Source organism: Parabacteroides sp. An277 (assembly GCF_002159645.1).
In the GTDB taxonomy this organism is placed as follows: domain Bacteria; phylum Bacteroidota; class Bacteroidia; order Bacteroidales; family Tannerellaceae; genus Parabacteroides.
This window is the reverse complement of sequence record NZ_NFJB01000023.1, coordinates 50,972-61,791: the sequence shown is the minus strand read 5'-3', so window position 1 is coordinate 61,791 and position 10,820 is coordinate 50,972. Positions and strand designations below refer to the sequence as shown.

Below are 10,820 nucleotides of genomic sequence, written 5' to 3'. Positions count from 1 at the left end.
CAGTTTGGCAGGCTGTTCTCATCCATTAAAAGGACTGTTAAGCCGCTTAGGAGAGACAAGGGCATGAGATTATAAACGATGCCAACGGGAGGGTAGCAAGTTTGTGTTTTGGGCAGACCCAAACCGCTTGCTACCCGCTGATTGAAACGTCACTTTATTTGTGCTCTAATCCTGCTCAAGCTCGCTTGTGTGACACCTAAATAGGTTGCGATACTTCCCAATGGTAACCGTTGCAACAAATCAGGCTCTTTCTCTAACAACTCCTTATACCGTTCCGAAGCGATGGCAGACAACATGGAAATCAATCGTTCCTCAGTGGCAAGTAATTCCATTTCCGCATAACGCCGCCCCCAATTGGCGATGTGCAAGTCTTCTGAAAACAATTCTTTCAGTTTTTTTCTTTCCAATACATACAGGACTGAATCCTCCATCAGCTCCATCGTTTCATATCCCGGCTCATCGTTCACGTATCCTTTCATGGAAACGAGAGTCGCCCCTTCCTTGCCGACCCAAAAGGTAATGTCCTTTCCGTCCACCGAAGTATAGGCGCGGACAATGCCTTTCTTGATGAAAAAGATGTCCTTCTCCACCTTGCCACTTTCCAGCACGCGGAAGCCTTTGGGATAGGAAACTTCCGTCAGGCATTGCCGCAACTTGTCCAAAGACGCATCCGGCATGGCATATCTCAGGTTGATGATTTCCTTTATATCCATAAGTCATTTTGTTGTGGTACAAAATTATAAAATAACGCACAGAAACAGATACAAACAGCTGTTTTTTGCCAAATGCAAAAGCCGTTTTTACCAAATGTAAAAAACGGTTAGAAATTACTTGCTTACTTTTGCACCCGAATTTAATAAATCATAGGTATGAATTGGATAATTTTATTTTTGGCAGGATTGTTTGAGGTAAGCCTTACATTCTGCTTGGGAAAAACGAGAGAGGCATCAGGTATTGGTTTTTATCTGTGGGGAAGCGGTTTCTTGGCTTCCACGGTATTGAGTATGGCATTACTTGCCAAAGCGGTTCAGACTTTGCCTTTGGGCACGGCATACGCCATTTGGACGGGTATCGGAGCGGTCGGCACGGTCTTGATTGGGATATTCGTTTTCAAAGAGCCGGCCACTCCCATACGGCTTTTCTTCCTGTTCACGCTCATTGCCTCCTTGATTGGATTGAAAGTTGTGTCATACTGAAAGGAGGAATAAATGATGAAATATGAATTGAGAGAAAACCATGGCATTCCGGCACCTCTGCTGGCTCTGATGGCAGTCGCTACCGGGCTTTCCGTTGCCAACTGCTACTACAACCAGCCTTTGTTGGGCAGCATGGCAAAGGATTTTGGGGTAAGCGACTTTTCTGCCAGCATGGTTGCGACATTGACCCAGATAGGTTATGTAGTCGGACTTGTGTTTGTCATTCCGCTTGGCGATTTGGTTTCACGAAAGCAGCTGATATTGACCAATTATATCATTTCATCGTGCGCATTGCTTGCCATAGCACTTGCCCCTAACATCTATTGGGTATGGGGTGCATCCTTGCTTGCCGGAGCGTCTTCGGTCATGCCGCAGTTCTTCATCCCGTTGGTGTCTTATCATTCAGCACCCGCACACAAGGTGCGCAACGTGGGGATTATACAATCCTGTCTGCTAATAGGCATTCTTGGTTCACGGGTATTCAGTGGCTTTCTCGCTGATATTTGGGGATGGCGTTCCGTTTATTTCGTCGCTTGTGCGTTTATGCTTGGATGCTTTCTGATGATTTACAAGATGCTGCCCGTGCTGTCTGCCCGTTCACAAGAAACTTATGCAGGATTGATGAAATCCTTGCTGCGCCTGCTCTACAAATACCCATACTTGCGTATCGCTTCTTTGAGGGCAGCATTGGCTTATGGCTCGTTCTTCGCATTGTGGAGTTGCCTTGCTTTCCGGATGAAACAAGAGCCTTTCTTTGCGAGTGACGATATTATCGGCGCACTCGGTTTGTGCGGATTGGCAGGTGCATCCACGGTGGTTTTCATCAGCGGCTATATCCAAAAGTATGGCGCAAGGTTCTTCTCTATTGTCGGAGGATGTGTGGTATTGGCTGCATGGTTCTTGGCATTTTGGGGGAATGCCAGCTATGTATGGATGATAGTCGCTATCCTGTTGATTGATGCAGGAATGCAATGTATCCATCTGTCCAACCAGACCAGCGTGGTCGCCCTTGATGCATCCGCTATCAATCGTGTCAATACCGTTTATATGACCATTTACTTCTTGGGTGGCTCTGCTGGTACATTCGTTTCAGGCCTGTTTTGGCAACATTACGGATGGGCAGGTGTGGTTTGGACGGGAATAGCTTTTACCGTGGCTTCCTTGCTCGTTAATTGCTTCAAGCCCAAAACGGCATAAGGGTGGATGCCAAATATCCAGACTGAAATAATTTTTGGAATGATTTTCCAGCCTGAATATTTTTCATACCTTTGTGCCGTAAGAGTTACCCAAACAAGCAAAGCGATGTAGACTGCGGCAATTAGAACGGTTGCCAACCCATTACCTGAAAACGAAGTAATTCTTCTAACTCTCTTGATTTCAAAGAGGTATATTCCTTATACAGATTTAGTGAAAAAGGGCGGAACTTACAAAGGTCGGGACCATCTTTCCTGTTTTTTCTTTGGGTAAAAACGTTTTTCTTTTTCCAGCCGTTGTTTCCGCTGAAAAATATTTTTTTAGAAGAAAATGACTATTTCTTTTTTTACAATTTTCTGCGATAAGCCAATACGATTTGTTTCGTCGAAAATAACGTGTTTTCAACATAACATGATCACCAATTGCGCCGTAATGATGCGCAGGAAGGTGGAGAGTGGATACACTGTGGCATAGGCTACAGAAGGTTCATCGCCTTCCACCGTAGTGTTGGCATAATCGAGGGCGATGGGATTGGTCATGCAACCGCAGAGCATCCCCACATTATGTGCATAATCCACACCAAAGAAACGAGACATGATGAAGCCGACAATCAACACGGGAATAATTGCCAGCGCAAATCCTAAACCCAACCAAAGTAGTCCTTCCGTGCGAAATACAGTTTCGAAGAAATGCTCTCCGGAACTGAGTCCCAATCCAGCCAAGTATATCGTGATGCCCATTTGACGCATCATCAGATTGGCACTCTGCGTTGTATAAGTTGTCAGGTGAATGCGTGGACCAAAAGCGCCCATCAAAATACCCACGATAATTGGACCACCGGCTACGCCCAATTTGATAGGTGTGTTCATACCCGGAATCGCAATGGGAATGGAACCTATTAATACGCCCAACGTTAAGCCGATGAAGATAGCCAAAAGGTTCGGTTCGCGGAGTCGGCGAAGTTTGTCGCCCAAGAGTTTGCTGACGTTGCTAATCGAATTGGCTTCGCCCACGATGGTCAGGCGGTCACCTATCTGCAAGCGTAAGTCTGGTGATGCGAGGAGGTCGATGCCTGCACGGTTGATGCGTGTAATGTTGATACCATATAAATTGCGGAGTCGGAGCGAACCGAGTTTTACGCCGTTGATGCGGTTTCGCGTGACGATGACCCGGCGGGAAATCAGTTGGCTGTCGATAGCATTCCAATCTATATCCGCTTTGTTCCAGTCCACATTCTCTTGTTCACCGAAGAGCACTTTGATGCTTTCCACATCCGATTTGACTGAAATCACAAGCAAATGATCGTGCTCTTCCAACATCGTATCAGATGTGGGGATGCTTACTTTCCCATTCCGCCAGACACGCGAAATCACAAAATGTTTGTCCGTCAGTGTCATGATATCTTTAATGCTCTTATGGTAAATAGCAGGATTACATACTTGAAATTCAGCTACGAACGTTTGAGATGTAGCTATTTTCTCGTCGGTTCTTTCTCCTTTCCGCTGGAATAGTGAACGTAACGTGATAATGGCAAGAATTACTCCGATGACGCCCATCGGATAGGCTACCGCGCAGGCCAAAGCCATATCGGTTACGCCTTTCTCATCGTCGGGTGCAACTTGCATCATTGCCTCTTGTGCGGCTCCCAACGAGGGCGTATTGTTGGCCGCTCCACAAAGCAAACCCATCATGTCGGAAGTAGAAATTCCCGTGATGTAATGCAATGCAACTGTCATTATCAATCCGATGAAAATAACAGACATACCTGCCGAATTGAGCAAGATACCACCCTTTTTGAGGGAAGAAAAGAAACCGGGACCTACCTGCAACCCCAACGTATATACGAAAATGATTAATCCGAAGTTTTGGGCAAATAGCAGCATGTCTTTATTGACGACTACTCCAAAATGGCTCGCTAATATTCCCGCAAAGAACACAAAGGTAATTCCCAGCGAGATACCCCACATTTTCAGTTTCCCCAGATAAACACCTATGGCACACACGATACTGATCACGGCAACAGCCTGAATCATCGTAGGTTGTAGGAAAGTTTCTTGTATCCAATTCATACTTGCATGTTTAGATGGATGCAAAGGTACGGGAATTTAACGGAATAAACGAATAAAATCCAGATAATAAATCGGAACCCCTACACCTGGGCAAGGGTTCCGATTGCATATAATTAAGAAAGGGTGGGGCAGATTACCGGATTACAATCTTATGTCCTTTCCCGTTCAGTTGCAAAATATAAAGGCCAGGTTCCAAGGCGATGGATGCAGTACCGGCCGGAATGCGGCGGGCTACTTTCTGGATGCCTTGCATTGTGTAGATAGTGATGTCGGTCGGTTGTTCCGTGCTAATTTCTACAGCTCCTTGCGTCAAACGGAAAGTTGTATTTGCTACTTGGATTTCGTTTTTTCGATACTGTTTATTCCGTTTTCCTATATCGGGTGGCTCTTTATCCTATATCGAGTTATCAAAAGTGGCACTTTTGGTATGCAACAGTGCCACTTTTGCCATACAACAGTGCCACTTTTGTTATACAAAAGTGCCGGTTTTGCTATTTCAATATAAGATAATGAGTTGGTCTTTGCTTTAGAAAGGACAAAAAAAGAGGCGCTTTAGCCTGAGCCGTTGCGCCTCTTTGAATTTCAAACATCAAAAATGAAATGAAAGAAGTTACTTGATGTAGGCTTCCAAGAACTTCGCCTTGGGGACAGGCGTCAGGGTGACGGACTTGGTTGCGGCCGGAATCAAGGCGGTTTGTCCTTGATGGATGGAAATCTTATAGCCGTTATTGTCCTCGATAGTCGCGCTGCCTTCCATGCAGATATAAACTACAAACGAATCCAACTCTTCAAAATTACGAACCATTTGCGCGTCCATATCGATCAAGTTGGTCGTGAAGTATTTGCAATCAGCCAAGTTCACGGTTGCGTTCGAATGCGCTTTATAGTGCGTACGGTAGTCGGGATAGAGCGTGTAATCAATCGCGTCTTTTGCCAATTCCGTGTGCAATTCGCGCGTGTTGCCGTTTTTATCCTTTCGGTTGTAGTCGTAAATGCGGTAGGTGATGTTGCTGGTTTGCTGGATTTCCGCAATGAAGCAACCGGCGCCGATAGCGTGCACGCGTCCGGCCGGAAGGAAGAATACATCACCCGCATTCACGTCATAGCGTTGGAGCACATCCATGATTGTGTTGTTCTTTACGCGTTCTACGTATTCGTCCGGCGTGATTTGCTGCGAGAACCCAGAGTAGAGCGACGCGTCTTTGTCGGCCTTGATGACATACCACATTTCCGTCTTACCGAAAGAATTGTGGCGCGCACGGGCCAATTCATCGTTAGGATGGACTTGAATGGAAAGATTGTCGCGTGCGTCAATAAACTTGATCAACAGCGGAAAACGGCCTTCGAATTGTTCCAATACATGGGCACCCACAAGCTCTTTGCCGTGAGCCTGAATCAATTCATCGAGCGACTTACCCGCCAACTCGCCTTCGGCCACAATCGAGAAATTTCCGTCTACGTGTGATAATTCCCAACTTTCGCCTACACCTTCTTGCACAGGTGTAATGCCCTTAAACGGGCAAATAGCTGAACCGCCCCAAATCACATTCTTCAGGATCGGTTTAAATGTCAATGGATACAACATATTATATTCTCTTATTTCTGTTTTTTATTTGTTGTTTTGCTGGTTGTTTTCTTGACGGCTTTTGCGGCTTTGGCCACTTTTTCTTCCTTCATGGCTTTCGCTGCTTTGGCTGCTTTTGTTGCGGTTGCTTCCGTTTTGGCGGGTTTTACCTTACGGAGCACCATGGCCGTACGTGCCGGGACGTAAAGCTTCAACCATTCTTTCTTTTCTTTCTTATAAAGCGGATCGAATTGAGTTAAATGGCGAACTGTATCGTCGTTCAGGGCAAAACCTCCGAAGCGCGGCGCATCGGTATCGAGTACTACTTCGTATTCTCCTTTTGGCACCAAGAATCCATAGTCAGTAAAAGATTTTGTAGGACTAAAGTTGAAGACAAACACTAAATCTTTACGCATATAAGCTAAGATTTGGTCTCCGTCGTTATCCCACACTTTCTGGATTGGTGTATCTTGGAAATTCTTCACGCTCCGAATGAGATTGACCATCTCACGATCGAAATCTCCCAGGAAATGATACTTCAGATTCATATTGTCTACCAAATCCCATTGGCGACGAGCATATTTATAAGACCAACCGTTTCCTTCGCGAGGGAAATCAATCCATTCCGGATGGCCGAACTCGTTACCCATGAAGTTCAGATAACCTCCATTGATGGTTGTAGCCGTCACGAGGCGAATCATTTTATGCAATGCCATACCACGCTCTACCATGAAATTATGGTCTTCTGTCTGCATGTGCCAGTACATGTCGGCATCGATGAGCCGGAAAATGATGGTTTTGTCGCCCACGAGCGCTTGGTCATGGCTTTCCGCATAACTGATAGTCTTCTCGTCGGCACGGCGGTTGGTCGTTTCCCACCAAATAGCTGATGGATGCCAGTCTTCGTCTTTCTTTTCTTTGATGGTTTTGATCCAGAAGTCGGGGATATTCATCGCCATGCGATAATCGAATCCATAGCCTCCGTCTGCGATTTTAGCTGCCAATCCCGGCATACCGCTCACTTCTTCCGCAATGGTGATGGCGTTCTTATTGACTTCATGAATAAGTTTGTTGGCCAACGTCAGATAGGCAATCGCGTCGCCATCCTGATGTCCGTTGTAATAATCACCATAATTGCAGAATGCTTCGCCTAAACCGTGGCTATAGTATAGCATTGACGTTACGCCATCGAAGCGGAATCCGTCGAACTTATATTCTTCCAACCAGAATTTGCAATTGGAAAGCAGGAAGTGCAGCACTTCGTTTTTCCCGTAGTCGAAGCAAAGTGAATCCCATGCCGGATGTTCGCGGCGGCTGTCTCCATGGAAATAAAGGTCGTACGAACCATCAAACCTTCCTAAACCTTCCACTTCGTTCTTTACGGCGTGGCTATGAACGATGTCCATGATGACGGACAGTCCGTTTGTGTGTGCTTCGTCGATAAGTCGTTTTAAATCTTCCGGCGTTCCAAAACGGGAAGAGGCCGCAAAGAAACTGCTTACATGATAACCGAACGAACCGTAGTAGGGATGTTCTTGTATAGCCATGATTTGGATGGCGTTATATCCTTCTTTCACGATACGCGGCAACACGTTCTCGCGGAATTCGTTGTACGAACCTACCTTTTCCTCGTTGGTTGCCATGCCGATATGGCATTCATAAATCATGAGAGGAGCCGTATCGGGCTTGAATTTCTTTATCTTGAATTTATAGGGTTCTTCGGGATTCCAAACCTGTGCGCTGAAGATTTTTGTCTCGGGGTCTTGCACGACGCGTCGAATCCAGGCCGGAATGCGCTCGCCGCATCCACCTTCCCATTCAATCCAGAGTTTGAATAAATCTTCGTGGTGCAGCATATCGGATGGCAGGATAATTTCCCAGTTGCCGTTTTCGATGCGTGTCAGCCGGTATTCTTCGCTCTTCTGCCAATTGTTGAATGTGCCAATCAGGTAGATAGCAGTTGCATGTGGTGCCCATTCGCGGAAAATCCATCCTTTCGGTGTCTTATGCAATCCGAAGTAGAGATACCCGGACGCAAAATCCGACAGGGAAATCTTTCCGTTGTTCGTCAGACTTTTTTCTTTGTCCAGCACGTACTGGTAACGCCCTTCGATGGCGGCCGTGTAAGGCTCCAGCCACGGGTCGTTCTTGATAAGATTCAATGACTCCATGTTCATTTTCTTTAATTGGTTCTATGGCACAAAGATATAAAAAAATGAAGAATGAAGCGCGAAGAATGCAGATTTTCCCTACAAAATAGGGGTTGCGGCGGGTTTTCCAGCGTCTGGAAATCCTTTTACATCCGATGTAAAAGGATATTGGGGGAAAGAAAAAACACGGAGACACAGAAGCACGGGATTCATTTAGGGGGAAATTAAAACTCCGAGTCGCTGTGTTTCCGTGTTTAAAAACACCTATGCGTTTACTCTACATATAATACTAACCCTTTTAGGTATTCACCTTCCGGATGGTAGATGTTGACGGGATGGTCGGCCGGTTGCGTCAATTGGTGCAAGATGCGCACTTTGCGTTTGGATTGCGCTGCCGCGCTGAATACAGCCAAACGAAAGTTTTCTTTGCTTACGACTTGCGAGCAGGAAAAGGTGAAGAGGATACCGCCAGGCTGAATCTTTTCGAACGCGATGGCGTTGAGTTTGCGATATCCTTGGAGTGCATTTCGCAACACCTCCTTATGTTTGGCGAAAGCAGGCGGGTCGAGGATAATCAGGTCGTAATTGCTTCCCATGCGTTCCAAATACTTGAAGGCATCTTCCGCGAATGCTTCGTGACGCATATCGCCGGGGAAATTCAATTCCACGTTTTTGTTTGTGAGCATGATGGCTTTGGCTGAACTATCAACCGAATGGACCAGCTTGGCTCCTCCGCGCATGGCATAAAAGGAGAAACCGCCTGTGTAACAAAACATGTTCAAGACGGAACGCCCTTTCGAATAACGTTCCAGCAACGAACGGTTTTCACGTTGGTCAACGAAGAAGCCCGTCTTTTGTCCCTTTTGCCAGTCGACATAGAAGCGTAATCCGTTTTCCATGGCGATGTCTTCCACATCGTGCCCGTAGAGATAACCACTTTCATTGTCGAGTCCAGCCTTGAACGGGAGCGTGGTTTCCGATTTGTAGTATATATTTTGTAGCTTTTCGCCGATTACTTCTTGCAAAGCCAGGCCTATTTCGTACCGAGCGCGGTGCATCCCGACCGAATGAGCTTGTATTACGGCTGTATGCGCATAAACGTCGATGACCAACCCTGGCAGATTGTCTCCTTCGCCATGCACCAGGCGTAAGGTATTGTTGGCGGGTGTATCGACCAATCCCAGTATTTGACGCAATTGGTAAGCGATGCGGATGCGTTCTACCCAAAAGGCATGGTCAATTTCGCAAGGCTTGAATGAAAGGATACGGACCGAGATGCTTCCGATTTGGAAATGTCCTAACGCCAGAAAACGTCCGTCGGCGCTATTAACTTCTACGATGTCTCCTTCTTCCGGTTTGCCTTCTATACGTTGGATAGCCCCCGAGAAAACCCACGGATGGAAACGCAACAGCGATTCTTCTTTCTTGGGTTTCAAGTATATTTTATGATAACTCATCAGTTGTTTGATTATTCAATTGTTTGTAAATATGTAGGCATGCCCATGCGTCCAGCGCAGCATAGCGTTGTTGTGGTTCCGTAAGGATTTCAGCTTCCCAATTCGAGAGACGTTGTCCTTTGGATATTTTTTTCTGAAACAGGATGGCATAAATCTTTTGCAAGCTGGCCGCTTCGATACCGAATTGTCCGACATAAGGTTGCAAGTCGAGGAAATTTTCCGGTTCGATTTCCGTCCGTTTACGAATCGCCCCGAAATCGTCTCGCAACGAAAGTCCTACTTTCTTTACGTCTGCATTTCCCAGCAACTTCTTCAACGAAGCAGGAAACCCCATGCGGTTCAGCCGAAACAAGAAACAGGTATCTTCTGTTGATAGTTGCACCAGCGCAATCTTATTTCTTTTCCCTCTCCGAAAATTCGGACGTGTTTCCGTATCAAAACCCAATACAGGATAGCGCTCCAAATAATCCACGGCGCGGTTCGCCTCCTTTTCGTTCGTCAAGACGAATATCCGCCCTTCGAACTTCTCCATCGGAAGCTCCTCTACTTCCTCTTTCGTAATCGTATGTGCGTATTCAGTATTCATGTATTATTGCTCCTTCAAATCGTCATCTCTGTATCTTAAATCGTGCAACGCTTTAAGTGCGTTTAGCAACCGTTGCCCCCAATAGTTGCAGAAGTTGGTCCGGCAAAGCGCCACGGCTTCTTGCATCACCTCCTCGTTTCCTTGGCGGAAAAGCGAGACGAAGTTTCCTACGTCTTGGTAGACGTCTGCCAAATCTTCGGAGATAAACGCGGCGATGGGGGTTTCGCTATAAGCCATGTCCGGGCGGAAAGTATCCAGGTAGGTGTCATGTTCACCCAACAAACCGGCCACGTCTGTGCGCACGGCGTCGTACATAGTTTCTGTCACGTACAGTTCGGGGTCGAACATATCGTCCACGTCCTCCTCCGGAAGCAACGCCGCCTTGAGGTAAAGCAGAGGGAGAATCTTGGTAGCTTTGTCTACAAAATCAAGCTGTTCCATCTGCGCGGCACCTTCCATGAAGGTACAATATTCTAATGCCACCGTCACAAACTCTACCGTATTCCGGTCATATACCGTATTTGTTTTTTTCTTCATGAATTTATGCTGGATATTTCTCAATTCTTCTTTCGAGATGCAAATATACACATAAGTCTTGACATAT

General features: G+C 46.3%; 10 protein-coding genes. 2 read left to right on the top strand and 8 right to left on the bottom strand.

Annotated features, from left to right (window positions below):
- Positions 1–149: 149 nt before the first annotated feature.
- A complete protein-coding gene (locus B5F77_RS10430; protein ID WP_087212931.1) occupies positions 150–713 on the bottom strand; it encodes a Crp/Fnr family transcriptional regulator in 564 nt (187 codons plus the stop codon).
- Between the two features lie 156 nt (positions 714–869).
- Here B5F77_RS10430 and B5F77_RS10425 point away from each other — a divergent pair, with 156 nt between their 5' ends.
- Both B5F77_RS10425 and B5F77_RS10420 read left to right on the top strand, forming a co-directional pair.
- Positions 870–1,196 (top strand): multidrug efflux SMR transporter, encoded by a 327-nt coding sequence (locus B5F77_RS10425; protein ID WP_021928755.1) that lies wholly within the window; start codon positions 870–872, stop codon positions 1,194–1,196.
- A 15-nt stretch (positions 1,197–1,211) separates the two neighbouring features.
- Positions 1,212–2,393, top strand: coding sequence for an MFS transporter (locus tag B5F77_RS10420; RefSeq protein WP_087330513.1), 1,182 nt, complete (start codon positions 1,212–1,214; stop codon positions 2,391–2,393).
- A 398-nt stretch (positions 2,394–2,791) separates the two neighbouring features.
- Here the strand turns inward: B5F77_RS10420 and B5F77_RS10415 are convergent, their stop codons facing one another.
- The 7 genes from B5F77_RS10415 to B5F77_RS10385 all read right to left on the bottom strand — a co-directional run bounded on the left by B5F77_RS10415 (position 2,792) and on the right by B5F77_RS10385 (position 10,753).
- Complete coding sequence (locus B5F77_RS10415) at positions 2,792–4,459, bottom strand: putative transporter (RefSeq protein ID WP_087330496.1); 1,668 nt, start codon at positions 4,457–4,459, stop codon at positions 2,792–2,794.
- Positions 4,460–4,592: 133 nt separating this feature from the next.
- Entirely contained in the window at positions 4,593–4,772 is a 180-nt protein-coding gene (locus tag B5F77_RS10410) for a T9SS type A sorting domain-containing protein (RefSeq protein ID WP_162607982.1), read from the bottom strand.
- Positions 4,773–5,069: 297 nt separating this feature from the next.
- A complete protein-coding gene (locus B5F77_RS10405) occupies positions 5,070–6,044 on the bottom strand; it encodes a type I phosphomannose isomerase catalytic subunit (protein ID WP_087330492.1) in 975 nt (324 codons plus the stop codon).
- 11 nt (positions 6,045–6,055) lie between these two features.
- A complete protein-coding gene (locus tag B5F77_RS10400; RefSeq protein WP_087330511.1) occupies positions 6,056–8,194 on the bottom strand; it encodes an alpha amylase C-terminal domain-containing protein in 2,139 nt (712 codons plus the stop codon).
- A gap of 251 nt (positions 8,195–8,445) precedes the next feature.
- Positions 8,446–9,630, bottom strand: a complete 1,185-nt coding sequence (locus B5F77_RS10395; RefSeq protein ID WP_087330490.1) for a class I SAM-dependent rRNA methyltransferase — start codon at positions 9,628–9,630, stop codon at positions 8,446–8,448.
- Positions 9,617–10,216 (bottom strand): 3'-5' exonuclease, encoded by a 600-nt coding sequence (locus B5F77_RS10390; RefSeq protein ID WP_087330488.1) that lies wholly within the window; start codon positions 10,214–10,216, stop codon positions 9,617–9,619. Before B5F77_RS10390 ends, B5F77_RS10395 begins: the two co-directional genes overlap by 14 nt.
- A 3-nt stretch (positions 10,217–10,219) precedes the next feature.
- Complete coding sequence (locus tag B5F77_RS10385; RefSeq protein ID WP_087330509.1) at positions 10,220–10,753, bottom strand: DUF5063 domain-containing protein; 534 nt, start codon at positions 10,751–10,753, stop codon at positions 10,220–10,222.
- Positions 10,754–10,820 lie beyond the last annotated feature (67 nt).

What these genes read in the sequence shown, in the direction of transcription:
- B5F77_RS10430 (WP_087212931.1), bottom strand. Translation starts at nt 713, where the DNA reads ATGGATATAAAGGAAATCATCAACCTGAGATATGCCATGCCGGATGCG.
- B5F77_RS10425 (WP_021928755.1), top strand. Translation starts at nt 870, where the DNA reads ATGAATTGGATAATTTTATTTTTGGCAGGATTGTTTGAGGTAAGCCTT.
- B5F77_RS10420 (WP_087330513.1), top strand. Translation starts at nt 1,212, where the DNA reads ATGAAATATGAATTGAGAGAAAACCATGGCATTCCGGCACCTCTGCTG.
- B5F77_RS10415 (WP_087330496.1), bottom strand. Translation starts at nt 4,459, where the DNA reads ATGAATTGGATACAAGAAACTTTCCTACAACCTACGATGATTCAGGCT.
- B5F77_RS10405 (WP_087330492.1), bottom strand. Translation starts at nt 6,044, where the DNA reads ATGTTGTATCCATTGACATTTAAACCGATCCTGAAGAATGTGATTTGG.
- B5F77_RS10400 (WP_087330511.1), bottom strand. Translation starts at nt 8,194, where the DNA reads ATGGAGTCATTGAATCTTATCAAGAACGACCCGTGGCTGGAGCCTTAC.
- B5F77_RS10395 (WP_087330490.1), bottom strand. Translation starts at nt 9,630, where the DNA reads ATGAGTTATCATAAAATATACTTGAAACCCAAGAAAGAAGAATCGCTG.
- B5F77_RS10390 (WP_087330488.1), bottom strand. Translation starts at nt 10,216, where the DNA reads ATGAATACTGAATACGCACATACGATTACGAAAGAGGAAGTAGAGGAG.
- B5F77_RS10385 (WP_087330509.1), bottom strand. Translation starts at nt 10,753, where the DNA reads ATGAAGAAAAAAACAAATACGGTATATGACCGGAATACGGTAGAGTTT.